Consider the following 26854-nt stretch of genomic DNA (forward strand, 5'->3'; position numbering starts at 1 on the left):
AAATGGGAAAGCAAGTACTCCTACGCCATCAAAAGTTGGAGGGACAACTGGGACGAGCTTACAGTGTTCTTTGAGTTTCCCATAGAGATCAGAAAAATCATCTATACCACTAACCTTATTGAGAATCTTAATGGAAAAATTAGAAAATATACCAAAAACAAACTCTCCTTCCCAACGGACGATGCAGTGATGAAATCTGTATATTTGGCTACTAGGGAGGCTACCAAAAAATGGTCGATGCCAGTCAGAAACTGGGGAATCATATTAAATCAGTTCCTTACAATCTATGAAAAAAGGGTCCGACTTTAGATAAAAGTCTAACCCTCGTTATTTTTAACTTACACAGTTAATGGGATAGTGTCAAATAAACGAATTGTTGAAGTGAATACTTTAACCGATTAGCTAAACCATTCAATTATGGCTTTAATTGGCCAAATTATGATAGCCATTATAAAATCCATTAAAAACCCTGCCACCAGTAAAATTGGATATATCCACCATTTATATTTGAATATTGTTGAGACACCTCGGGTCAAGGTTTGAAAAGCAATGATTATTTTATGCCTATAATAAAACAAAATCAATAAAGTCGCTATTATCATGCCTCCAACTCTTAAGGATAACTGCGGACCTATTGTTTCAACAGTAAAGGAAATATCTATTATTAATACTTGCGTTAAAATCGTCAAAACAAGTAAAGAACCTATTATTGTGGTTCTATTAAAAATCAAAAGAATCCCTCCGATGATTTCCATTGACCCAGTGCTTATATTGAAAAATAAACTTCTTCCATACAAATGCCAGGCAACGTAAAAGCTGTCAATACTCTTGATTGGTTTGTCCAAAATAGAGTTGTCATGAACTCCAAATTGACTTAGTGTAAGTTTAGAGAATCCATAGCTGATCATATAAAAAACGATATACCATCGTAGGACCAATATGGCTAAATCTATATTTTTTTTCTTATTAAACATTGTTCAATACTATTATAGTGTTTGAAGATTTCAGTTCTATTGCTTATGAAGGCTTACCCGTTTACACTTGCCATGAAAGTTATATATTTAGTGAAAGAATAACACTATGATTCGTAAGAAAATAAATAACTTTTTTTAGGGAACAGGAAAAATTTGAATGCTATAAGTTATAACGGATAAGTATCTTTATAAAGTGATTTTGAAGCCTTCAACACTTAATGATTATCAAATTATAAGTAATTCCCTAACTTCTCAAAAAATGCTTTCCCGATCAAGTGAATTATATCATCAAATATTAGAATAATTAATTGTTATATATGGACTCAGTTCAACTGGAAAAAAAAGTGCTTTTAACAAAGTTAACCGAAATAGACCACGCAATACGAGCTAATTATGAAAAGGAACAACTTGTTGGGGTTTTAGCTGGTACTTCGGGTGCTTCACTGTTTCAGTTCTATTACTCTAAATATCTGGATATTGATGAAAATAGCACTTTTGCAGCCGATCTCTTGAATTTGGGAATTGCTAGAATCAGTGAAGGGTTTAATCATTTGTCATACTGTTCTGGTCTTTCCGGAATGGGATGGACCTTGGATCATTTAGCAATGGAAGGGTTTTTAGATGAAGATATGGATAGTTTCCTTACTCAAATAGACCTACCAATATTTAATGAGATGATTAGCACTCTAAAGCAAGGCAATTATGATTTTTTACATGGGGCTATCGGTCATGCATATTATTTTTTGAATCGATATAGAAGTACTGGTTCTAAAACGCTAAAATCGAATTACAAAAAAAAACTATCACGTTTTTTGGTAGAGTTTGAAAGAATCTCAGAAAAAGATGGAACGAACATGATTAAATGGCCAGTTCGTTCGGGAGATTTGAATGACAGTAAAAATTATGACTTAGGACTTTCTCATGGCATGGCGAGTATTATCAGCTTTTTAACGAGACTTTATCAAATTGATGACTTTAAAAGGAAAACAGCTTATCTGCTCAATGGTGCCGTCGAATATATATTACAGTGTAAAAATGAAGATAGTGGACTAGTCTCCTTGTTTCCAACCTCAGTATCCGCTAAAAACAATAGTTCACGAGAAAGCAGATTAGCATGGTGCTACGGCGATTTGGGAATTGGGTTTGCTCTGTACTCTGCTTCAAAAATACTTGAGCGCAATATGTTAAAAGAAAATTCCTTAGAAATTTTAAGGCACTGTGTCGGAAGAGTTGGATCTCATAATAGTGGAGTGCGTGATGCGAGTATCTGTCATGGCTCATTTGGAATTTCCCAAATATTTAATAGGCTATTTAAAGACACCGGGGAAGTAACTTTCAAAAATGCCGCTAGGTATTGGATTAATGATGGCTTACTAAAAGGCATAGATAAAATGGGTTACGCGGGATATAGACAATGGAATCATCAAAATCAAGACTGGTATCCAACAATCTCTCTTTTAGAAGGAATTTCAGGTATAGGACTTACTTTGATAGATTATCTGGCTGATTTTGATACCACATGGGACGAATGTTTAATGATAAGCTAGAACCCATGAAAACGACAATACCTTACAAAACATTCCCCAATTACCTACTTCGGACCCCTTTGCTGCCAATCAATTTTTTGAAGGATTTGACTTCCGAAACAAATATTTGCGAAGATAAATTAAAAAAAATATGTGAAGACCCGATAATTTCCGAAGCCTTGTTTCTTGCCTCTCCAGACTTGCACAAAGAAATACATAAGTGGTTGAACAATAAGCTTACAGAGCTTAAAGACGTAATTAAACTAAAACAGTCCGTCTTAAAGTATCTTATTAGAATGTCTTCTCGGTGTACTCCATTCGGTCTTTTTGCAGGATGTAGTGTAGGTCAGATTACCGAGCATACCAAAATTGAACTCAAAGAAGTTACCCAAAACAAAAGATATACTAAACTAGATATGAATTTTTTGGTTGCGCTTTCACAAGATTTAGTTTCTATTCCCAGGGTAAAGGAGCAAATCCTTTTTTTTCCGAATACAAGCGTCTACAAAATAGGCGATCAACTAAGATATGTAGAGTATAATTATTTAAATGGGAAACGAATGCATCGCATATCAGCGGTTAATAACAGTTTCTATTTAGATAAAGTTTTAGAAATCGCGGAAGAAGGAGCCTTACTTAATACTTTAGCTTCTAGCATTGTAGAAGATGGAATAAGTTTTGAGGAAGCAAAGGATTTTATAAATGAACTTGTGGAAAACCAACTTTTAATAAGTGATTTGGAACCTTCTCTTTCAGGGCCTGAGTTTTTAGAACAAATCTGTTCTGTGCTATCCACTTTAGACGACGTGAATGAGATTCACGAAGTATTAGTTAATGCCAATAAAAAACTTGTGGAAATAGATAGTATAATCGGAAATGACTCCAAAGTATATTTAGAACTTTTTGAGGACTTAAAGAAATTAGGTGGGGACTATAACTTAAAGTTTATGTTTCAAACAGATTTGGTATTGCAAATAAATGAAAATTCCATAAGCACTGCTGTTTCCGACTCAATAAATAAAGGGTTGGTTTTACTTAATAAGATCTCCTTGTCAAGAGTAAACACTGTGTTAGATAAATTTATCAAACGGTTTTCCGATAGGTACGGTGAAAAAGAAATTCCTTTATCAATTGCCCTTGATGTAGAGATAGGACTAGGCTTTAAACAAAATCTTGAATCTGGTGATGTTTCTCCTCTTATTGACGACCTCGTATTACCCAATCCGGTGTTTCAGGAGAACAAGGAAGTTGTAGTAAGCACTATCGATGTGATTCTTCGAAAAAGGCTTTTTCAAGCATTGAAAGACAATGAATATGTAGTGAGCTTAAATGAAAAAATGTTCGAGGACCTCGATGCCACTTGGAATGATTTGCCCGATACTTTTTCTTGTAAATTAGAAATGTTTAAGATAAATAATAACGAAAAAATAAAACTCAATTATCTTGGTGGATCGAGCGCTGCAAACTTGCTAGGCAGGTTTTGCCATGGAGATGATGCCATTTTAATGCATACAAGAAATATTGTTAATGTAGAGGAAAGGATAAATTTCGATAAAATCTTAGCTGAAATCGTCCACTTGCCGGAGTCCAGGGTAGGGAATATTCTAATGCGACCTACTTTTAGAAAATATGAAATACCTTATCTATCGAAATCTGTCAAGTTAAAAGATGAACAGTTGTCCATCAATGATTTAATGATTTCTGTAAAAGCCGGAAAGAGGTTAATTTTGAGATCTCGAAAGGAGAACAAGGAAGTAATTCCCCGTTTAACAAATGCTCATAATTTTTCCTCTGACACCTTACCTATCTACAATTTTCTTTGTGATATTCAAACAAGCGGTGTAAAACGTCATATTGGGTTCGATTGGGGGGCTTTTGCGGACGATTACGAATTTCTTCCACGAGTGGAATATGAGAACTTGGTTTTAGAGGAGGCCCGATGGAACTTATCTAAAAAGTGTATCGAACCTTTGAATTCAAGCATAGAAGAAAAAGATATTCTTATAAGTGAGATAGCAGCTTTCAGGAAAAAGTACCGGCTTCCACAGTATGTATTAATTGGCCATAGGGACAATCTCTTAGTTATAAACTTTAACAATTTAGATTCGGTTTCTTTATTTTTGAACATAGCGAATAAAAAATCAAAGTTCTCGCTAACGGAATTTTTGTTTGCAGAAGACTCTGCGACCAAAAGGAATGGTCAGTATTTTTCTAATCAAATTATAATGTCATATTTCAATGATGATAAACTGAGAAAAAACAAAGCTGAAAATGGTTGAAAATCACTGTAAATGGAGTTTCATGCCGGGAGATGAATGGTTGTATTATAAAATATATACAGGACGTAATACCGCGGACTCCATTCTTGTAGAAGTGATTAAACCTCTTTCAGAAAGATTGGTGGAAGAAAAGATAATTATAAAATGGTTTTTTATAAGGTATGGAGATCCAGAATTTCATCTTAGAGTCCGATTCCATATGAGCGGCCCGAACAGCGTGGGGACTGTAATAGAAAACTTATTCGTATTGCTGAAAAAATATCGGGAGGATTATTTCATATGGAAAATACAAATTGATACATATGAAAGAGAAGTGGAGAGATATGGCCCAACTTTGATGAATCAGTCAGAAGAAATATTTTATGCAGATAGTCTCATGATAATCAATTTTATCGCCTCCATTAATGAATACGATAATTTCAACTTAAGATGGCTTTTTGGATTAAGGGCAATAGATTCATTCTTAACCAGCTTTCAATTTCAATACGAAGATCGACTAAGGTTTTTAGGGATGCTACGAAATGATTTTTGGCAAGAATTCGGTATAACTGGCACCTATAAAAGACAAATTGATAAAAAATATCGAAATCTAAGACGTGAAATAGAAGATTTTATGGCTTTTACCGTGATTGACAGGAAAGATCTTGCACCGATATTGAATCTATTGGACATGAAAAGCAAATCAGTTAAAAAAATTATAGCGCCAACATTGGAACCTGGAAGCCAAAATGAATTCACAACTAATTTTTCTCAAAAATTAGGGGGCCACATTCACATGTCTATGAATCGACTTTTTAAATCAAAAAATCGTCTTCACGAGATGATGTGCTATGATTTTTTGTACAGGTACTATAAGTCCCTACTCGCTAGACAGTAATGCTAGTATTTATTCGCCCTAAGTTCTCTAACTTTAAGCTGTCCCGTTTAAAATGAAGAGATTAATGTTCGGGAAACCTTCACGCATATTAAGAACAACAAACTTGACCTAAAAAATTAATATTCGTTTTTATGTTTGTAATCCCCAAAGCGATATTTTACCGTTTTTTTGAGGGGGATGTTCATACCACCCGTCCCCTCTAACCATTCATAAATTGCGGAGGACATGGATTTGATCATTTCTTGCTTATCGGGTTCCGCTATGAGGTTGTACTTTTCATCGGGATCGTTCTTAAGGTCATACAACTCGCTTCGGTCCCATATGCCGTGGTACCGAATAAATTTGTAACGATCGTTTCGCATACCGAAAACGGTGGGCGTCATCGGAAAATCGTGTTCCCAATAATACTCATAGAATACCTCTTCCCTACCCTTCCCTTGGTCACTTCCGGTTAGGACGGGGATAAAGGAAACACCGGGCATATGTTCCGGTTGTTTCACTCCGGCCTCTGCCAAAATCGTAGGGGCAATGTCGATACTTTGTACCATTTGCTGGGGTGTATCGCCACCTTTAAAAAGTTCGGGACATCGCACAAGCAACGGTACTTTTACCGACTCCTCGTAAAAATGGCGTTTATCGATCAAGCCGTGTTCTCCCCAACTAAAACCATTATCGCCCATGTAAATGACCAAGGTGGAGTCATCCAAACCTTCTTTTTCGAGGTACTCCATAACGCTCCCCACACTTTCATCGACCCCCAAAAGCGTTTCGCAATACGCCACCACCATTTCATGGATGTCCCTATTATCGTGATACATAAAATCTACCCCATGCCAACTTATCCGTTGATCCGCTACCCATTGCGGCCATTTTAAATCGCGGTATTCCCCTGTTTTGGTCTGTTCGTAAGTAGCTGGAAGCGTGATTTTTTTTCCTTTATAGGTTCCCTTATGTCTTCGGGCGGGTTTGAACATCCCATGCACTGCCTTATGGGACAAATACATGAAAAAAGGCTTTTTTCTATCGCGCTTGTCCAGCCAATCGATGGCGTGTTCGGTCAGCAGATCGGTGATGTAGGTAGAATCCTTATAGGCTACGCGTTTCCCATTGATATTTATTGTGGGATCGTAATAGACCCCTTGACCGGGAAAACTTTCCCAATGGGAAAAACCGGGTTGCGGTTCATCCCCGTGATCTCCCATGTGCCATTTTCCAAAAAAACTTGTTTGATACCCTGCCTTTTGAAGGTACTGCGGAAAGTAGGTCAAATTACCGGGATCCGGTGAATAGTTATCGATAATCGTATGGTTGTGCGAAAACTGTCCCGTTAAAATACTGGCTCTACTTGGTGAGCATAACGAGGTAGTTACAAAAGTATTGGGGAGGTAGGCCCCCTCTTTAGCCAAACGGTCCATATGGGGGGTTTTCAGCCAAGGAACTTTCCCGGTAAAGCCCATATAATCATAACGGTGATCATCCGTAAGGATAAAGATGACGTTGCGAGGTTTCTTTTTTGGCTCCGGATTTATAGCGTAAAGGCCATTACCAAATAAGAGCCCCATATAAAAAAAGAGCAGAACGGATTTAAACTTTATGTACATATGATGCGTATTTTAAGGGAATCTGGATTAATCTGATTCGTGTTCCAAAAAACCTAAAACGTAGGTCATCGGCGCATTCCAATTTAAACAAATTTCATTGCTGGCGTAACTTGGTTCCTGATCTACCCAACTTTGCATGGGTACGGGATTTTCAGGATATACCGCGCCACCGGCCACATCCTGTAATCGACTATTGGGACCACCGGACAACAGCCCAGGTACCGGATCTTCCAAACCATCGGCCGCACTTTGCCGGTGGTGGATGAACATAGGGGTCTTATCCCCAAAACCGGTAAGATAGCTCACTCCCATGGCATTATTGCCCAAAATATAGTCCATTGCCTGCTGCACTCCGATCAAATATTTCGGACTTCCCTTTAACCGATACGCCTGTGCCATTACCATTGCGGCATTTAGCACATCACTATTGGATCCCCAATGAAAATCATCGATCGGCTGAAAATAATCCAGTTCTTGGGCACTGGTCACCAAACGGTCCGCCGAGGCAATTATTCCGTTTTTGATACTGTTGTAGAAGGGTTCCGAAATGGCCTCCTTATTGTCCAACAACGTAAACATTCCCAGAAAACGCATATAGGCCGTCCAGCTTTCTCCCGCCTTAAAATTAAAATCGATAGCCTTCTTTTTTATGTTGTTGCGATACACACTATCCTGGGTGGCGACCAACAGTTCCGCATTGGCCCAAAACCACTCGTCCTCAAAATCGGCGTCCCCGTATTGCCCGGTATGCACATCCTCAGGATTGGTAAAGGCGACAGCGGGGTTTTCCATGGCCCAATCGTAGGCTTTTTTGGCCGCTGTGAGGCACTTTTCCGCATAAGCGCTATCAACGGTCTTAAAAACCCGATAGGCTTGGGCCGCACAAGCCGCAAAATCCAATGTGGCCGTTGTTCCTTTCCCAACGATATACCGTTGACTAGTGGCTGCGGAAGGCATCACCATTCCTTCAAAATTCTTTGTAGTGAGTTTATGAAAAAGCCCGCCATCCCCATCTTGCATCGTTAGGGCCCAATCCATTTCATACTTTAACTCGTCAAGATAATCGCTTCTGCCGTTCCCACTTTCAGGGATATTGAGCATATTATCGGATACAAGCTCCGGATATTGCTCTTGCAATAGGTAAAACTGCCCTAAGGGAAAAGCGGCGTTTACGATATATTTATTATAGTCGCCCGCATCGTACCATCCCCCTGGGGAACTGATGTATCCCGATGTTTTTCCGGTAGAAGGATGAAAGGGTATACTGTCGTCCAAATGGGCGATGTCCCGATGCCATTTCCCTGCATGTTCTTTTTTTAACGGGATGCCCACGCGTTGGTAGTAAAGCCCTTTGATCGAACCTAAAAACGCCTCGTGCAGTACATTTTTCTTGATTTTAAAAGGATAGGAATATCCTAAATCCGGTACCAACAACAGGTACGTCCCCGGAGTCGTCAGTTTTGTAAAATCCGCAATGCGCACCGTTTCCCCTGCCAATTTCCAATCTTCGGCGGACGATAGCGTGCCGGTCAATAGTACGTTCATGGCCACGCTATCCACTACCATGAACTTTTGGGTTTCGGGACCGTCGACGATGACGGCTTTTTTGATCGCAGCCGGATAATACCCGATTTGGTTCAGCCGTATCTGTTCAGAAAAGGTATCGGATATTGGAGGTAGGGATTCTTCACAACTTGAACATAGCATGAGTATGGCCGTTGTACAGCAAAGAAAAAGAAGTTTAACAATACCTTTCATGGGTTTCGGATTGATTATCCTGGTAATCTACTAAAAAACGGTCACTATCGATCACTTCGATTGTATCATTTGAATACCTAAAAATATCATATCATCAAAAATAGGGTACGATATTTCGGTTAGCCGTAAAAATATTTTAGTTTTCAATCGGCATGGTTAGAAAAACATCAAAAAAGATAGGCCTTTGGGTGGGGTTGGTTTCATTTTTAATAGTACTTGTAGTTCCTTTTCCCGAAGACTTCCCTAGTTCCGGTCAACGTGTTTTGGCGGTAGCGCTACTGATGATCGTTTGGTGGATCGCAGAGGTAGTGCCCATTTATATGACGGCCTTTTTACCGGTAATCCTGTTTCCCTTTCTTGGTATCATGACCTCGGCAGCGACCGCCCGTAACTATGGCCATAATTACGTGCTCATGCTACTTGGCGCTTTTATCTTGGCAAAAGCCATTGAAAAACAGGGGCTTCACAAGCGTATGGCTTTATTTACCATCACAATTTTAGGGTCCGGAAAACGCGCAATGGTCTTGGGGTTTATGGTCGCAACCGCCTTTCTTTCCATGTGGATCACCAATATGGCGGTCGTGCTTATCATGTTGCCCGTTGCGACCGCTTTGATACAGAAATTACCCGTTGATGAAAGGCATAACTTTGGACTTGCCCTGCTTCTTGGTATTGCATATGCCGCTAGCATTGGAGGTACGGGAACCTTGATCGGCACCCCTCCAAATATGGTGTTCGCAGGCCTGTTCAACAAACTGTATCCGGACGCCCCGGAAATCGATTTCTTTCAATGGATGAAAATCGGGATTCCCGTGGTAACCTTGTTCGTACCGCTGGTTTGGTTTTATTTGGTATGGTTTTTTAAGGTAAATGGAAAAATTAAAGGGGGAGCGGCTTTCATCACCGCGGAACAGGGACAACTGGGGCGAACCACCATTGGGGAGAAAAGGGTGCTATTGCTTTTCTTGTTTACCGCCTTGGGATGGATCTTTAAAAGCGACCTGATATTGGGGGCCCTAACCATACCCGGTTGGAGTACTATTCTGGGAATTTCCGATTTTGTACACGACAGTACGGTTGCCATGTTGGGCGCTTTTTTATTGTTCGTGGTAGGGGATGGACAAGGGTTTCGGCTAATGGATTGGAAAACTACCCAGAAAATACCTTGGGGCGTCGCCATGTTTTTGGGCGGGGGACTGGCATTGGGTGCTGCTTTTAAATCGTCGGGGGCCGCTTTTTGGCTTGGAAGCGCTTTTCCCGAGATGGGGCATCTGCACAGTTTTTGGATCGTTGTTTTGGTGGTCACCCTGATCGTTTTTGTGACCGAGGTCAACTCCAATACCGCAACGGCCACCATTTTTTTGCCATTATTGGGAGCCATCGCCGTTGCAGGAGAAATACACCCCTTATTGATTATGATACCCGCAACTTTCGCTTGCTCTTTTGCTTTTATGCTGCCATCGGGAACCGGAACCAATACGGTGATTTTTGCCAGTGATCGAATTACCGTTGGAGAAATGGCAAAAACCGGTCTTTGGCTGAATTTGGTTTTTATTTTACTGCTATCCTTATTGCTTTACTTCTTTATACTCCCAGTATTGGGAATCGATGCTTCGGTTCCCGAATGGGCTGGCACAACGGGAAATTAAAACCTCATTATTTACGGGCCTGTGCCATAAACCATTCGTAAAGCTCCTCGGTATTGTATGCAGGAATCCATGAATCGTGTGCAACACCGGGATATCTGGTAAAACGCACGTTGTACCCCATGGAAAGTAGACGCTCCACCATGGTTTCCGACTCCGAAATCGGTATTGATTCGTCCTCTTCGCCATGAAACACCCAAATCGGCATTTTTTTATCGATCCAGGCGGCATAAGGCAGCGGGGTCATTCCACACACGACGGCCATTGCAGCAAAGGTTGTGGGATATTGCACCGCCATTTCCCAGGCCGCCCCACCTCCGCGACTGAGTCCGGTGAGGTAAATACGGTCGGGATCGACATGATTGTTGGCCACGATCGTATCCAACAACTGTTTTACGGCCACGGTATTCCACCACTTTTTTTTGTGCGGGTTTTGAGGAGCCAAGATCAAGAAGGGAAACTCTTTTCCCCTAGCGATCAATTTTGGGGGTCCGTTGCGCTTTACGGCGACCAAACTATCTCCCGATTCGCCTCCCCCATGCAAAAACAACAGCAAAGGAAAACGCTTTTCGGCCAGGGTATCGTACCCCTTTGGATAATAAAGGTAATAGTCAAAGTGTTCTTTGATAACGGTCTCTTGAGAGGAATCGATCAATTGCGCCTTGGATTGGGCCGCGCAACCTTGCGTCAAAAATGCTATTAAAAGACCGTAAAAAAAATGCTTCAAAATATCGGATTTAGTTCGCGAAGGTAATCAACCTTTGCGGTTCCACATTCGACTATGCACTGCAATTATAAAATTGGCACTAATCGTTAATGGTATTTTCAAGGACAAAAAAGTCCGTCGCTTCATGGTTTGGATATCTAAAAATATCCATATCCCCATCCGCATCGTAGTCCACTGCCTGACCGTTGTATATGCCATTGGTGTCGATAACCATTTCCTCGTATTCGTTATACCCGCCTTTGTTCAAAAATATGGATACATCGAAGTTTTTTTGATCAAGATTTACGGCCCGAGCAAAATTGATTCCGGCCAAAACATCCAAATCGCCATCAAGGTCAAAATCATACACCTGTAGCGTATGGCATGCCGGAATACTATCCTTGATGATTCGACTTTGCCACTCGTCCCCTATCTTCTTGTAAGCGACCAATGGATACCCTGCCCGTTCGGAATGCGCCATAAAAATTTCTACAAGGTAATCGTTATCGACATCTACCATAAAGGTTTTTGTCCCGTTTCTGGACCAATCCCCCTCTTGATCGTTCCACATTTCATCTAAATTTTCGGTCTGCCATTCCTTGGTAAGATCGGCCCCTGGATTGTAATAGACCAAACCGGTAGCCACGATATCCGGATACCCGTCATTATCGACTTGGCCGACAGCCATACCTTCATGTAATACGTCGTTTTGGATGTATTGTACCCGTTCCCATGTATCGGGGCCGTTTTGCTGAAAAATACTGAGGGTGTGCTCATCAAAAGTAAGAATGGCGAGGTCCATAACGCCATCGGTGTTAAAATCGGCAAAACTTACGTCTTTTACGGCATCGGGTACGGTACCGATGGTGTGGGGCTTCCATGCATTCCCGGTGTTTTCATACCAGAACAATTCTGCAGTGGCCCCGGCATCGACCCATTCGCCCGGGTGTTTAATGGCAATAACGTCCATATCCCCGTCACCGTCAATATCGTTGGCTTCCAGATCGCCCCCGGCAAAAAGTCCGCCCGTTATCGGTTTTTCGGCAATAATATGCCGTTCCCATGGGCCCGCTTCTTTTTTACCTTCATAGTAGCCCAAATACCCGCCCGCGGAGTTATTATTGATGAATACCAGATCTACGATACCATCGCCTGTAACATCGGCCGGGCTATGCGCCCACCAAAATTTGGCACTATCCACGATCTTCCGCTGTTTAAAAGCCAGTGCCTTAAGGGGGGCTTCCTTTTTTTCGGGAGTAACTTGTTTTTTTTCTTCTTTGCAGGACTGCAATGCCCCACCACAAAGCAAAGCGACCGTTAGTAAGAGAATGTAGCTGTTTTTTTTCATGGTACTAGTTTAATGGCTTGATTATACTATTAATTTGTTTTGCAATTTTATCGTGTGTTTCCTGATTCTCGACAGCGAAGTCGGTCCAACCCAAAATAAAAGAATTGGGACCCTTTAAAAGGGGTTTGGTATTCTTGCCCCTTCCGAAACCGAATACCGTCATACCGTTTTTGCTAAGCGCGCCTTCTTCGGTATTACCGAGATAGGACATCATGTCCGTATGTGTATCGGTTTTCTTTTGGGCAACATAAAAAGAGGCTGCCACTCCGGATCGTGAAAAATACGCCCATTGGTAATTTCCCCAAGCCACGGTTCCTTTAAAAAAATCGGGTACGTTGTCCTGAAAACGGGTACTATCGGTTCCAAAGTACGATTTTTCCGGACGGTAGGCCCCGCCCGGGGTTCCCTCGTACAAAAACCAATAAGGAGTGCTTTGATCGGTTTCCAATATGTTCAGTTCAACATAATTGTCGTAAAAACGCCATTCCCACTTCCATTTTCCACTTTTGGTGGTCGTAGTAATGACGGTATCGCCCGAAACAACGGAAGTACACTTATCATGACCGGGGTGCCCCGCCCCACCGTCGGTTTCGGAGCCAAATACCAGATTGGGAACGCCGCGAAAGGAGGAGGCCGCCGAAGCGGGATACTGGTCCCAGGGTTCGGTCCGATAGGCTACCCAATCATTACCATAAGTATCGATCATTCGTGAAAAACCGCCCCCTGCCCGATCTAAATAATAGGTTGCCGCTTTGGTATAAACGATATAATGCGGTCTCCCTTCATACTCCCCTTCACTGATCTCAACGGCTCCCCGGCCCGATCCGGAGTGTTTTACCTTTAGCATGATACCGGGCCATTGTACTTCCATGCCATGTACCATTTCACCATCGTGTAAGGGGGTTTTGAGTGTTTTGAGTACATTCTTTCCTTTTTTAATGCCACCAATTTCCGCTAAAAGCCAGTCATGCCAATGTGCATCGTAGCAAGGAACCTTCTTATCGGCGGCCTGAACGGTTCCGTTCAGTTCGATACCCTCGGAATAACAAGGACTCCAACTATTCCAAAACAAGCTGGCCTCTTTCACCTCCGATCCGGATACCGGACTATTGAAATATTGTTCGTGTTCTCCATTTCTGGTGGTCCAAAAAGGTGGTTGTTTCCACGGTTTCAAAAGCGTTACCGAATGGTTTCTTTTGATTTTTAGGCCATTATCGACTGGAATAACGCGGGTGAGACCATTGGTATCTGTCGCCAACGCGATGATGCGTACAGGATCCATTTGATCTGGAAGGATATCGGGATTCAAGCGCATTTCAAATGGTGCTTCGTACCGAATGCCCAATTGCCCTTCCCGTTTGCCACGATGATGTCGAAACTGCCATTGCCGGTATTTTCCATCGCCCTGTAGGTTCACATCTTCAAATAGGCCGATATATTCCACGGATGCGATATCCGGCGCATCGATCATATTGTAAATGACTTCGGAAAGCACCTCTTTTTGATCTGTTCCATCAAACACCCTTTTCATACGGGCCGATTTTTTCACCCCATATGCCGTTGCCCGATCTGAGGCATAATACAGCCGGAGTACCACTCCATAAATCAGATTTTGGGGCCAACCCCAAGCCTGGTCCTTGTTTACCGTTAGTTTAAAGGTGTTTTGGTTCCCCGCTTTTAAATCTGCTATGGCAACCGGTACCCGAATATTACTATGGAACATATAGTCGGTAGCAGGGTCGGAAATCAAAACCGGTTCGGGAAGGGGAATCGGTTTTCCCCCATTGAACTGAATGGTCAGGTTTTTGGTATCCTCATGCGATTGTACCCTTTCCACGATGACCTCGGCACCGATAACATTGGACAGGTCTACATCGGCATCCAAGGTGATGAACCCGTCCCGATGCAAATCTTGGGGGAAATGGTCTTCATTTATGGTATAATCGAGTTTTCCCCCTACCCTTAGAAACTTGCCTTCATCTTTTGCTTCCTCGGGAGTCCATGGGTACTCCCTAAAAATCATACCGGTCTTCAGAGAGCGTATGGCGTCGTTTCGCCAAACATGCATGTATTGGTGCCGGTCCCATCCCGAACCGATAATGTCCAAATCACCATCGGCATCCAAATCGACCCATTGGGTTCCCAAATGGTTTTCCTTTCCGGTATCCAAGATGCTTTTTGAAAAAACACCGGTACCGTCGTTTTTCCAAAGCTGCAGTTCCAATGCGGTTCCCTTGTGTTCGGCGGTAAGCAAATCAATGTCCCCGTCCTTATCGATATCGGTAATATCCAGATTGTTAATGGAGAATTGGGTAACGATCTTGTTTCGGGTCCACTTGGTCGTACTTTCTTGGGCGAACCACCAAAAATTAGCGTCCGGCTCAAGTCCGGGATACCGTTCTTCCGTAATTACAATATCCGTTTTACCGTCCCCATCAAGATCGGCAACTTCCACCCGGTCGATGGGATGCACGCTCTCCCCTACCACCGTAGGCTTCCATAAAACGTCGATATTTCCTGGATTTTCATACCATACCAATATTTTAGGCTCGCCCTCTCCTTCCGGTCTTCGGCCTGCCGCAATATCCAAATCACCGTCCCCATCGATATCACCTACCCCGATGCCCTCATCGGAGGTATTCTCACAAATCATTTTTACATTCCAATCGATACCCCCCTTTTCATTTTCCAGGGCTTGTACCGCATAAATATCCCCGTCTCCGGCGATTACAAATTCCTTTGGGCCACCAGGTATCAGTTGGGCCTTTTCAAAACCTTGACTATTGACATGGCTAGTAGCCGGTACCTCGCCTATTTTTGTGCGTTGGTATCGTGTTCCCTCCACATTGGTTGCTTCGTACCAATAGAGATTTGGTAATGCCATGGCTACAATATCGACATAGGGGTCACCATCGATATCCATCATAAGGATGCCGTCCACATTATCATCAAGAACGGTGCGTCTCCAATTGCCCTCCATCGCTCCGCCAGGGTTATGATACACATACCGGCCCGAAAGAATATCCATATTACCGTCACGACCTACATCGCCTGCATCCAGACCAAAATAGCGCAGCCATTCCGGCTCCGCCCAATCGCCCCACATTTGCTTGGTACTGTCGATTTGAATATATGTAAAGTTATCCTCGGGTTTTAGTTGACCGAATACCTGTACCGTGAATAACAACAGCGCTCCGATACTTATTTTATATATGCTTTTGATCATAAATGAGTTTGTTTAAGTCGTAATAGTGCTCTTTCTTGCCTATTATATGTGCCGTCGGAGGTATTAGTTCAATCCATATTTTTTCAAAAAAGGACGCATTGCTTTCGCCCATTCCGGATAGGCGTTGGGTTTCAGGTGCGTATTGTCCTCCAAAACAAATTCTTCCAATATATCCCCATCTTTGCAAAGAAAGGGGCGCAAATCCATAAAGTCGTACCCTTTTTCGGTACAAAATGCCTGCATACGTGTATTCAAGGTATCAATTTCGAGGTTACGCTCTTTTTCTCCCCTTTGATATAAAGTGGTCGTAAAAATCGGTTTGGTTCCCAAGCCCGATATGGAATCCATGACCATGGTCATGTTTTGATAGATGCGGTCGGTACCGATGCCCAAGGTATAGTCGTTGATTCCCCCTTTTAGGAAGCATAGTTTGGGACGGTGGGCTTCTATAAAGTCATCGATTACCCAAGATAATTGTTGGGTGGTCCAACCGGGCTTACCGCCGTTGAATACATCGGTCCTATTCAACTGTTCCTGCCAGTCCCCTACGTAGGTAATGGAATTTCCCAGCATTACGATATTGACGGTGTCGACCGTCATTCCTTTTTCATCCGTAATCGAAATGGTATCCGTCGCTATAGCTTTTTCCATTTGCGGCGGGTCGCTATTCGGTTTTCCGACCTTTCCCCACAACACGATATAAAGCACCAAAACGATATTTAGTAGAAGGGATAACGGCAATACATACTTTTTCATCTGGAATCCGAGTTGATGTTGTTCGGAAAGATAAAGAACGAAGTCCAGAATGCGTACTATGATTTTATCAATAACCGTTAAAAATTCGATTTAAAGCAGCGCTATAATTTTAAAAACCGCCCTTTTCATAAATCTGGACCAAACCAGAACAAAAAAAGCTCCCGATTTCCGGGAGCTTTTTAATATGCTAGCATAAAATGTACATCAACGGTAAAGGGTAAAATGCCCTACGAATTGTGTATTATCCTGGCCATTTTGATTTACGACGTACCAGTAGTCTCCCGATGGCAATTCTTTACCTTCATAGGTACCATCCCAATTTTTGACTTGGTCCAGTATGGCGACTACACGACCGTATCGGTCATAGATCTTCACTTCGATATTTGGGAAAAACTCTCGATTACCAATTTCCCATTCATCATTCTCTAAATCGTTGTTAGGCGTAAAGAAATTAGGAATCTCCAACATTCCGGTAAAGGTGAACTCAATGGCCGCACTTACTTCACAACCCAATTCGTCCACGACCCGTACGGTAACCGAAGCATCTTCGTTCGATAGGAATATGTTATCGGTTCCTTGGGAGACCCCTTGAAAGAAATACTCGTAGGTGCCGAACCCTCCAGTTGCCGTTGCGGTAACCTGGTTGGGACCGGTCGTTTCTAAAACTACCTCTAAGTTTTCATACATTTCGATCTCAAAGACTTCACTCAGCTCGGAACATCCATTTTCGTGGAACAAATAAACTTGATAGCTGCCTGGTGGCAAGTTGCTCCAAGCACGTTCCCCAGTGGCCAATAATCGGCGCTCCGCATTTTGTTGGTCTTCCGGTAAGAGCAATATTTCCGGGGCTATTGCATTTATATCTTCCAAGTAAAAAGTAACACGCGGTAGTACGCTCTCATCGATCATTTCCACACTTACGCTGCTGTTCGGAACATTACCGGAACAGCTGTATTGTGGATCGATAAAGTGATCCAAGAGTACCCCTGACTCTATTCGGAACGCTCCAAAATCCGGACAGCCATTGGCATCCCTTACTGAAATCAGGTATTCATGTTCGGTGATGAACGCGGTTCCCTGATTATCGGTCAAAACCTCACCAGGATAATAGTCGAAATAAGGTGTCGTATCGCTTTCCTCATTATCGGGGAATACTTTTTCTATTTTGATTTCATAATACTCGACACCCAAAGCATCTATCAAAGGTGTACCACCATCAATAGGTATGTTTATGGTACCGTCATTGGCGCCCAAACATATTTCATCGGTCACAATGGGATCGGAAACCACCAATTCCTCGACATCCGGAACGGTAACATCTCTTCGCTGGGTACAACCCAATTCGTCAACGATGTTGACCTCGTAATCTCCTGGAGGAAGGTCCCTGAACACAATAAGGTTCGGGTTTGCGGGGTCTGTCCCTTCATAGAACTCGCTTAAGGTCTCGGATATGGAGAAGCGAATGGTTCCCGTACCCCCTTCGGCCTCTATAGTGATCGTACCATCTTCCAGACCGAAACAACTGATCGGGGCCGGTTCTGCCCGTAAGACCACTAATGGGTCTTTGGGAAGAATTTCGATCTGCTCGGTTATCGCGCTACAGGCGCCACTCTGCCCATATACCCAATATATTCCTGGGCCTAGATTTCTAAAGATACCTGTATCGTTGGTGCCTTGAACGATATCGGCAGGAGTGGGTATCGCAGGATCGTTGTACGGTCCGGTAGGGGAATCCACATTACTGCCCAAATCATTATTCACCAAAGTATAACGGTATTGACCGATGGCATTATAGCCTTGTGTTCTGATGATTCCGGTAGCTTCACCCTCACATTTAATGTTGGCATCGACCAAGTCGGGTATCAGTACCAATGGTAGTGCTTTTTCCATTACCAGTTCCGGGGAAGGTACGGGCGGACAGCCATTACTGTTTTGAACCTCGTACCGATAGGGACTTGGATCCGTTGTTACATCCGGAATGGTTATCACCACAGAGTTCACGTCCGGTGAAGTATCACCAGCGGCCCTAAAGTCGGTAAAGGGACCTGTATCGCCAAGACGTCGGTAGCTATAGTCCATTCCCGAGCCGACCACATGGCTTTCCACGGTCAAGCGTAAGGCGGCACTATCACCACAACCCGGAGGGGTAACTTCGGCAATATCTACTCGTAACGGTTCAGGGTCTTGTATTGTTTCCACAAGAGTTACACCATTACAATCCCAACCATCGAAAATAGTAATAGAATAATTTCCGGCCGAAAGGTTCGAGAACACCGGGGACTCTTGAAGCGCATCCGGATCACCAATGGTGTTTCCATCATTATCGATACGGTTCAATTGGTATAGGTATTCTTCCCCATCACCATTGTCATCTTCGCCACCGGTCACATTAAAAGCCCTAATAACACCATTATTGTCACCTGGACAAAGTAGCGGTTGTACCACCTCTATATCAGCGGTAATGGCCGTTGGCAAGTCCAAAGTAACTTCCTGATCTATAGGACAGCCCCGATCGTCTTCCACAAATACACGATAACGCCCTTCGGACAATCCTATAAAACGATTATCGGGTCCGAAACTATCATAGGGCACGTATGCCTCAAAAGCACCTGAAGTTATATTGAACATCTCCAAACGGTATACATAATTACCCCAACCGCCTTCATTGGTCGCGGTGATTTCACCTCTTCCAGGGATAAAACAAGTTACACTCGCCGTTTGTCGAGCATCTATGGTAAGCGCCTCGTTCGGCTGCCTAACCGTAACAATGTTACTGCGGGTATCACAGAATGGTGAATCCAAGGCTTCAACTCGTACCACTAAGTTTCCGCCAGGAACATTGTCGATTAGTTCCGGGGTGTTGATCGGTGCGGCGGTATCAAAATCTTCAACTCTTCCGGTAGTGGTCTCGACTCCTGCAGCATCTACAGTGAATACCTCAGCGCGATATCGTCCCACATAGTTATTTACTTCTAAGCTAATGACACCATCGGTTCCCAAATAACAGGTGACCGGAGTTACCTCGGCTATTACCGCTTCAATATCATTAAAATCGTCAAGGGTGTACGGCTGGGTTACATAAAAACAACCTCCGTTGCTATCATCACTTACGGCAAAGATATAATCGCCAGGTGTGCTTAACGGGAATGTTGCACGATCTGTACCTCCGGTTGAAAAGGACACTCCGGTAGAGAAGGGTAAAAGGTGTATAGTATAATTGCCAGGCCCTTCAAGAACAATGACCTCAAGGGTTGCCGGATCGGTGCCGCTTCCCGTGGCATCACAAGTAAGTGGCTTTGTAAGTGCAAAATCAAAAGTCAGGTTACTTGGTGGATCGATATCCCTTTGCACCGTCAACTCACAACCATTGGCATCACGAACGATAACCGTTGCGTCCTGTACACTACCATTATCGATTACCTCAAAGGTATTGGTGGATTGAAAGGAAGTACCGTCATAGGTGGGATCCCCAGCGATCAATAGACTGTAGCTATATGGTGCGGTACCCGTTGGCGTACCAGAACCATCCAAATTACTGTCGGTAAATACGGTTATTGTAGTCGTATTAAAGGTACTGTTACTGGTATCACAAGCGTAGGGGGATGCCTCCCAATCCATACTTAATGAAGTGGTGGGTTCAGGAACCACTACCGTTCGTCTTGCGGATTCACAGCTGAATTCTGAACTTATCCCAACTTGATAGGCTCCCGGTGAAAGGTCTTCGAATAAATCTTCTACTTGAGAGGTAATTAGTATACCTCCAGCATTGTAAAGGTTGTAGGTAAACGGACCGTCGACCGCGGAAGCGGGATCTATGGTGACCAAAATGCTACCATCGGTCCCACTACCACCAACACCACCGTTACATGAAACTGTAGTTTCAACGGTTGTATCGATTACCGGTGTGGTCAAAGTAGCGACTTCCACGGTAGCGGTATCGGTACAATTAGGAGTGGTATTGGACCCTAGATCCTCCACCTCAATATCATAATTGCCCGGGGCGATACCTGTAAAAATATAATCGGGGCCGGCGTCTACTGGAGGAAAGGGTATTCCCCCTTGCGATAAGGTATACCTAAAATTACCGCTACCGCCATCGGTATTTACTAAAATACGACCACTTGCATTATCACAGGAGGGTTCGGACCCTGCGCTCAAATCGATAGAGAAAAAGTCGAAAACCTCCGCTATTACAGTACCCTCACAACCATTTCCATCCCTTACGGTAATGACATAGGTACCTGGGTTGGCAACAGTAAAGTTAGGGCTGGTCTGAAATCCGTTTCCACCAATATCGTATTCAAAGGTCGTTTCCGGTGCGGGACCTGTTGTAAGTGGAGCGGTTACGTTTATGCTGTATGATGACACGGCAACACATTGGTTGATTACATCAATGGTAGGTGTACCGACGCCCCCTTCCGTATCGATAACCACATCTTCCAAAACGGAACCGCAAGTACGACCGGTAGCACTATCTTGAATATATACATCATAGGTGCCGGGCGCAAGATCATAAGAGGTATCGGTACTGTAGGCTCCTGCACCGGGTGCTGGATCGTTGGCCGTAACAATTGCAAAAGTATATGCGGGCGTACCCCCGATACCACGAACTACCAAGCGACCTAAAGGATCCGTACAACTGGCGCTGCTATTGACATCGATAGCCACAGTCGGAATATCCTGAATCACCGTTGCTACCGCGCCACCATCACAGTCGCTCGTAAGGTCTTCCACCAATACCTGATAATTGCCCGGAGGGAGGTTATTGAAATCCGGAAAAGGACCTGCTGCGGGAACGGTGTTCGGGCCCGCTATAACAGCTCCGGTATCGGTATTTACCAAAGTCACCTCAACAGTGGCACCACTGGCGCCGGATACGGTATAGGATACCGTTCCATTTCCACTGATGTCACAAGAAGTTTCGGTTCCTGTTGCGGTCACTCCTAAGGATGGACCCGTAATTGGAGCTATTTCCTCTACATAACGACAACCGGAAGCGTTGATGACCTCTACAAAATAGGTTACACCGGGTTGTATCTGCCCCGTAAAATCGTGTGTATCAACATCTACGTTCGGTGCGGTCAACGGACCACCCAACAAACCGATTTGATAAGGGGGATCGAGCGCCGGAAGCTCAACAATATCCACAATGTACACTGGATCCGTAGAACAGTCGGGAGGCGTAGTTGTGGTAACGGGAACCAGGTCCAAGTTTAAATCGTTGTCGATGATTACATTTTCACGGTCCTCACAACCCAAATCATCGGTTACCACAACGGTATAGGTACCTTCGGGAACATTTGGGAAATTGGCAGTTGTAGCCGGTGTTGGGCCTACGGTGGCAAAAACAGCTCCAGCGGCATCCAAAACCGTATACGTAAATGGCGCCGTACCATCGGTAATTCCGGTGACATCTATTTCACCGAATGTTCCACCAGGGCTACAGGTTGCATCCGTAATGGCAACCGTGGCATCCAACGGAGGACCTGCCGGACCTATGGTAAATGGAACCGGCACAAAACATCCGCGGCTGTCCCTGACATAATAGGTATAATTGCCCGGAGCAAGATTTCCAAATATTGGCTGGCTACCGTAGTTTACATTATCGGTACTGTACTCATAAGGAGGAATACCCACCGACGTATCGGGAACCAATTCCACAACCCCGGTATTGGGATCTCCACATCGAGGATCGGTAGGAACGGCGGAGGCCACGATCGATTCGATCGGTGCGATTACCACTTCGTTAGTTTCAGTTGTACATGAGGCTCCGGAACCATCAGTGCCGGAATCGGAGACCCGAAATTGATACGTACCATCGTTTGGTGTATCAAAAACGAAGGAATTTCCAGTTATTGCCGTTGTGCCCGAATAAGGCGCACCGTTAAAACTTACTTCATAATTTAAATAGGGTGTGTATCCATCGGAGATATTGACACGGATTCGGGCATCCCGAGTTCCGGTAAGCGTACATTCCAATTCCCTTACAATGGTAATGTTGGTGGTCAGCTGTGGCTCAATGGTGCGGGTAATCGATGCAGGACATTCGTTACCATCCCTTACCTCGATGGTGTACGTATCCGGAGCCAAACCACTAAAGGACGGACTTGGTCCCCAAGGTCCTCCATTGATACGATACTCGTAAATACCATCACCACCTGTTGCCACCACGCTCAATGAAGCCGCGTCGGTACTATCGAAACAGAAATCAGAGGTCCCCAAAGAAATCGTTGGAAACTCTAAAGCGGTAAATGTTTTTCCCGGGCTTGATGTTACCACACAACCCAGATTATCTTCCACACGCACGAAATAAGTTTCCGTAGTACTGGTAAGACCGGTAAAATTGGGGTTGCTCCTTGGTCCTGCGATAATCGAACCGTCGGCCCGTACAAGACTATATCGGTTACCGCCCCAACCACCGGAAGCATTGGCATTGATGGCCCCACGGTTATTGTTCTGACAGCTCATCTCGGTATAAATGGGATTTAACGAGAGTGGTGCGGAAGGCTCGGCAATCGTCAAAGTTGCCGAATCAACACAGTTCGTATCGTTATCCGTTACCGTAATCGTATAACTGCCTGCGGTAAGTCCCGTTAAACTGATCAGGTTATCGGTCTGGTTGGTCACCACAGGATTAGCGTCAATTTGGTAGTTGTAAGTTCCAGCAAAACCATCAACGACAAAACGTCCCGTTCCGTTAGATTCACCTACACAAATGACCTCTGAAAGGGTCTGTGCCGAAACGCGAATCGATGAAATATTATCAACGGTGTAGCTTTCCTCATAGGAGCAACCTTCATCATCCGTAATCTGGAATACATAACTACCGACCGTAAGCCCTGCAAACGTATCGCTACCTCCGTTGTCAACAACGGATGGGGATATGATACTATAATTTACTATAGGATTCGTCGACGTTGGTGTCAACTGTACAGTGGCAGAGTTCGTAGAACAATCCAGGGCAATCTCGGCAAAATCGATATCGGTGGGTTTGTCCAAAGCGGCGAATACCACTTGGCCCGCGTCGGCAACACATCCGTTTTGATCCCTGACCTGCGTATTATAAGTACCGATAGGCAGATTGCTAAATACTGTTTGACCAGCTACAAAACCCGAACCGATACTGTAGGAATATGGCCCTACCCCCCCAGTGGCGGGTGTAAAAGTAATTTCACCGCCGGTTTCATTCGCGCAGGAAGGGGTTGAATTACCGGTTGCCGTAGAGCTTATGGTCGAAGGAGTACCTACCGTTTCGATCCGTGGAGGATCATTTACCGGAGGGTCCGGATTGGGAAGTGTACATACAAAGGAGTCTTGCTCGTAGCGAACCACCATATTATACGGTCCTGGCGCCAAGTTGGCAAAAGTGGTACTATTTTGAAAAGTAGCACCACCATCGTTACTAAAGGTTAGCGTATATCCATTACTGTTCACTACATTTGCCACAATACTACCATTGTTGGTGCTACCACAAGCCGCGTCCGTAACGGTATAATTTACGACTGGAGCTGGAAGGTTTTCCACGTCAACAGCTGCGTCTTTAGTACAACCACCAGCATCCCTAACGATAATGTTGTAAGTACCAAAAGTAGAAACATCAAATGTGACATTATCCGTAAAAGAACCTGTAAATGGTGCACCATCCACACTATAAGAATAGGGTGCGGTTCCACCACTCGCTTCCAAGAATACGGGAACAGAAGTGGCCCCACAACCAAAACTATCGGTGGCATAAGCTGCCGCATCAATAGGGGAAACACCATCTCCTATGGTAATCGGTACTGGACCACTTCCTTCATCAATGGTATCGACCAAGGCTGTACAGCTACCGGCAGCCGAAACATCGACCATATAGGTACCTGGACCCAAATTACTCCATGTTTGCGTACTTCCTGCTTTTGGCCCTGCTGTATTAAAGGTAGAACCATCCTTGATTAATCGGAAACTATAAAATTCCGGGACATCAAAAATCTCTACCGAAATGCTACCAAACTCCCCATCACAGGTGATATCGGTTCGGGATACCTCCACACGGATGTCCAATTCGTTAACGGTGACCGTGTTCGATGGAAAAATACAGGAACTTGCCGAAGCGCCGTCCAATTTTGCATGTACTTGATAGGTACCGGGAGTTGTGATCGGAAAGTCAGGGTTTGCCTGATATCCAGTGTTATCCGCGGGATCTCCTATGGTATATACGTAACCCGCAGGAAGATTGTTGATTTCTACCCTTCCAGGGTTTCCACAAATAATATCCGTCTTCACGAGGTTTGGACTAACGGGATTGGAAGTTACCCTAAAATAGAACCATGCTCCACCGTTCACCCGAACCCGATACTCTCCTGCAACATCTGGATCACTGGCATCTAAAGGAAAACTGTTGCCCGTAAAAGTAGATCCACCAGTGGAAGGCCAACAACTCGGATCGATAACCGGGCAGTTGTCGGTACCGACCAAACTACAGCTTCCTAACTGTTGCTGCCACTCTACCGTTCCGGACTGCGATACCGTAACATTTCTATCATCATTGGTTCCACACAGAAAAAATTTGGCCATAAACGAGCCGTCTACGGAACAAAACACTTCTTCATCGGAATTTTGGACAATGCTCATAAACATTGGAGCACTTGAAATACCGGTAGCCAAATCGGCACCGTTCCGGGCAGCCTTGTTGGACAAAATATCCAACGTACCTTGACTTAGGGTGCTTTTCTTTTTTTCGGAAGACTTATCTAAAGCGATGGCTTCTATGATACTGGTGTAAACAGCACTGTTCGCAATAGCGGAGGTACATACAACGGAAAGGGCCAGTAACACTGTGGCATACACAAGATGCCTTGTTTTTTTTGGGAGCATAGGTTAAGTTTCTTTGGTAAGAACACAGGAGCTTTGGGATCTCGGAGTATTCTTTAGCGTAATTGTTTAAACTTATAAAATCTCTTTATATTTAGGCGTTTCAGCCACCTTAGTAATATTCATCTAACGTAATATTGTGAAAAATAGTGTACTCTTTGTTTTGACCCTTCTTGCAACTATTCAAGCAAAAGCATATCAATTACCTGAAAATGAATTGATTACACCTGAAAATCCACCATTCACCGCAACCCTAATAATCGATGAACTGCACAATCCGTGGGGTATGGCGTTTTTGCCCGACAAAACGATACTTGTTACCGAAAAATCCGGAAAATTGATACACTGGAAATCTGATTCAAAAACATTCATTACAAACCTGCCGAAAGTATATAACCGAGGGCAGGGAGGGCTGATGGACATTGCCGTTCATCCCGATTATACTACCAATGGCTGGATCTATTTTACCTATGCCAGTACCGAAGGGAAAGCCAAAGGTGGCCATACCGCGCTCATGCGGGCCAGGATCGAAAACAATGCCTTAATCGATAAGGAGCTGCTATACAAGGCCGCACCGAACACTACAAAGGGACAACATTTTGGTTCCCGAATCGCTTTCGACGATCAGGGCCATCTCTATTTCACCATCGGCGAACGGGGCGCCCGCGACGAAAATCCACAATCGTTACAAAGGGACGGGGGCAAAGTATACCGGTTGAACGACGACGGTAGCATTCCCGACGACAATCCGTTCGTTGACAATACGACCGCCAAATCGGCCATTTACAGTTACGGTCACCGAAATCCACAAGGTTTGGTAAAACACCCGCGAACGGGAAAACTATGGAGCCATGAGCACGGGCCACGTGGTGGGGACGAAATCAATATTCTTAAGGCAGGCGCCAACTATGGATGGCCGTTGGTAACCTATGGGATCAATTATGACGGGACGGCCATTACCCCCTATACCGAAAAAAAAGGCTTGGAACCGCCATTGCATTATTGGGTACCGAGCATTGCCCCTAGTGGCATGGCCTTCGTTTCCACCGATACCTACGCCGGATATGGCGGAAGTCTATTGGTCGGCTCCTTGGCATTTCAATATCTGGAACGGCTTGTTATCGAGAACAGGCAAGTGGTAAGACGCGAAAAACTGCTGGATGGCCTGGGTCGCGTTCGGAACGTTAAAGAAGGGCCCGACGGGTATCTTTATGTCGGTGTTGAAGGGAAAGGCATCTACAAGCTAACTCCCAAAAAATGAGGGTATTGCCAAACACCACTATCAGGGTTTCTACAGCTATTCA

At 44.1% G+C, this 26854-nt stretch carries 14 protein-coding genes; 6 read left to right on the forward strand and 8 right to left on the reverse strand.

The annotated features are described in order from the left end of the window. Positions 1 to 309 (forward strand): transposase (locus ACRD7P_RS00005; RefSeq protein WP_430905407.1); only part of this gene is annotated, 309 nt, incomplete at its 5' end. A gap of 89 nt (positions 310 to 398) precedes the next feature. On the opposite strand, the gene ACRD7P_RS00010 is transcribed toward ACRD7P_RS00005, so the two are convergent. Further along, positions 399 to 974: a DoxX family membrane protein gene (locus tag ACRD7P_RS00010; RefSeq protein ID WP_430905408.1), complete on the reverse strand. Its 576-nt coding sequence runs from the start codon at positions 972 to 974 to the stop codon at positions 399 to 401. A 317-nt stretch (positions 975 to 1291) separates the two neighbouring features. Here ACRD7P_RS00010 and ACRD7P_RS00015 point away from each other — a divergent pair, with 317 nt between their 5' ends. The 3 genes from ACRD7P_RS00015 to ACRD7P_RS00025 are packed head-to-tail and all read left to right on the forward strand — an operon-like array spanning position 1292 to position 5656. Then, the gene (locus ACRD7P_RS00015; RefSeq protein WP_430905409.1) at positions 1292 to 2521 is read left to right on the forward strand and encodes a lanthionine synthetase C family protein; all 1230 of its coding nucleotides are present in this window, start codon (positions 1292 to 1294) and stop codon (positions 2519 to 2521) included. A gap of 5 nt (positions 2522 to 2526) precedes the next feature. Continuing rightward, complete coding sequence (locus ACRD7P_RS00020) at positions 2527 to 4779, forward strand: lantibiotic dehydratase family protein (RefSeq protein WP_430905410.1); 2253 nt, start codon at positions 2527 to 2529, stop codon at positions 4777 to 4779. A 22-nt stretch (positions 4780 to 4801) separates the two neighbouring features. Continuing rightward, positions 4802 to 5656, forward strand: a complete 855-nt coding sequence (locus ACRD7P_RS00025; RefSeq protein WP_430905411.1) for a thiopeptide-type bacteriocin biosynthesis protein — start codon at positions 4802 to 4804, stop codon at positions 5654 to 5656. 116 nt (positions 5657 to 5772) lie between these two features. On the opposite strand, the gene ACRD7P_RS00030 is transcribed toward ACRD7P_RS00025, so the two are convergent. Beyond that, complete coding sequence (locus ACRD7P_RS00030) at positions 5773 to 7257, reverse strand: sulfatase family protein (RefSeq protein ID WP_430905412.1); 1485 nt, start codon at positions 7255 to 7257, stop codon at positions 5773 to 5775. Positions 7258 to 7284: 27 nt separating this feature from the next. After that, the gene (locus tag ACRD7P_RS00035) at positions 7285 to 9015 is read right to left on the reverse strand and encodes a glycoside hydrolase family 9 protein (protein WP_430905413.1); all 1731 of its coding nucleotides are present in this window, start codon (positions 9013 to 9015) and stop codon (positions 7285 to 7287) included. A gap of 152 nt (positions 9016 to 9167) precedes the next feature. On the opposite strand from ACRD7P_RS00035, the gene ACRD7P_RS00040 reads away from it, so the two are divergent. Further along, positions 9168 to 10664: an SLC13 family permease gene (locus ACRD7P_RS00040; protein ID WP_430905414.1), complete on the forward strand. Its 1497-nt coding sequence runs from the start codon at positions 9168 to 9170 to the stop codon at positions 10662 to 10664. Between the two features lie 7 nt (positions 10665 to 10671). Here the strand turns inward: ACRD7P_RS00040 and ACRD7P_RS00045 are convergent, their stop codons facing one another. From ACRD7P_RS00045 to ACRD7P_RS00065, 5 genes are all read right to left on the reverse strand, one after another. Beyond that, on the reverse strand, positions 10672 to 11388 hold the full coding sequence (locus ACRD7P_RS00045; RefSeq protein WP_430905415.1) for a dienelactone hydrolase family protein: 717 nt from the start codon (positions 11386 to 11388) through the stop codon (positions 10672 to 10674). Between the two features lie 79 nt (positions 11389 to 11467). Then, a complete protein-coding gene (locus ACRD7P_RS00050) occupies positions 11468 to 12715 on the reverse strand; it encodes an FG-GAP repeat domain-containing protein (RefSeq protein WP_430905416.1) in 1248 nt (415 codons plus the stop codon). A gap of 4 nt (positions 12716 to 12719) precedes the next feature. Then, positions 12720 to 15941, reverse strand: a complete 3222-nt coding sequence (locus tag ACRD7P_RS00055) for an FG-GAP repeat domain-containing protein (RefSeq protein ID WP_430905417.1) — start codon at positions 15939 to 15941, stop codon at positions 12720 to 12722. A gap of 63 nt (positions 15942 to 16004) precedes the next feature. Next, on the reverse strand, positions 16005 to 16697 hold the full coding sequence (locus ACRD7P_RS00060) for an SGNH/GDSL hydrolase family protein (RefSeq protein ID WP_430905418.1): 693 nt from the start codon (positions 16695 to 16697) through the stop codon (positions 16005 to 16007). Between the two features lie 204 nt (positions 16698 to 16901). Beyond that, positions 16902 to 25553 (reverse strand): T9SS type B sorting domain-containing protein, encoded by an 8652-nt coding sequence (locus ACRD7P_RS00065; RefSeq protein ID WP_430905420.1) that lies wholly within the window; start codon positions 25551 to 25553, stop codon positions 16902 to 16904. A gap of 136 nt (positions 25554 to 25689) precedes the next feature. On the opposite strand from ACRD7P_RS00065, the gene ACRD7P_RS00070 reads away from it, so the two are divergent. After that, positions 25690 to 26811, forward strand: coding sequence for a PQQ-dependent sugar dehydrogenase (locus tag ACRD7P_RS00070; protein ID WP_430905421.1), 1122 nt, complete (start codon positions 25690 to 25692; stop codon positions 26809 to 26811). Positions 26812 to 26854 lie beyond the last annotated feature (43 nt).

The organism is Maribacter sp. 2-571, assembly GCF_050589625.1.
Taxonomy (GTDB): Bacteria; Bacteroidota; Bacteroidia; order Flavobacteriales; family Flavobacteriaceae; genus Pelagihabitans.

Bases quoted from the DNA above. Each gene is read 5' to 3' on its own strand.
- ACRD7P_RS00010 (WP_430905408.1), bottom strand. From the start codon at position 974: ATGTTTAATAAGAAAAAAAATATAGATTTAGCCATATTGGTCCTACGA.
- ACRD7P_RS00015 (WP_430905409.1), top strand. From the start codon at position 1,292: ATGGACTCAGTTCAACTGGAAAAAAAAGTGCTTTTAACAAAGTTAACC.
- ACRD7P_RS00020 (WP_430905410.1), top strand. From the start codon at position 2,527: ATGAAAACGACAATACCTTACAAAACATTCCCCAATTACCTACTTCGG.
- ACRD7P_RS00025 (WP_430905411.1), top strand. From the start codon at position 4,802: ATGCCGGGAGATGAATGGTTGTATTATAAAATATATACAGGACGTAAT.
- ACRD7P_RS00030 (WP_430905412.1), bottom strand. From the start codon at position 7,257: ATGTACATAAAGTTTAAATCCGTTCTGCTCTTTTTTTATATGGGGCTC.
- ACRD7P_RS00035 (WP_430905413.1), bottom strand. From the start codon at position 9,015: ATGAAAGGTATTGTTAAACTTCTTTTTCTTTGCTGTACAACGGCCATA.
- ACRD7P_RS00040 (WP_430905414.1), top strand. From the start codon at position 9,168: ATGGTTAGAAAAACATCAAAAAAGATAGGCCTTTGGGTGGGGTTGGTT.
- ACRD7P_RS00050 (WP_430905416.1), bottom strand. From the start codon at position 12,715: ATGAAAAAAAACAGCTACATTCTCTTACTAACGGTCGCTTTGCTTTGT.
- ACRD7P_RS00055 (WP_430905417.1), bottom strand. From the start codon at position 15,941: ATGATCAAAAGCATATATAAAATAAGTATCGGAGCGCTGTTGTTATTC.
- ACRD7P_RS00060 (WP_430905418.1), bottom strand. From the start codon at position 16,697: ATGAAAAAGTATGTATTGCCGTTATCCCTTCTACTAAATATCGTTTTG.
- ACRD7P_RS00065 (WP_430905420.1), bottom strand. From the start codon at position 25,553: ATGCTCCCAAAAAAAACAAGGCATCTTGTGTATGCCACAGTGTTACTG.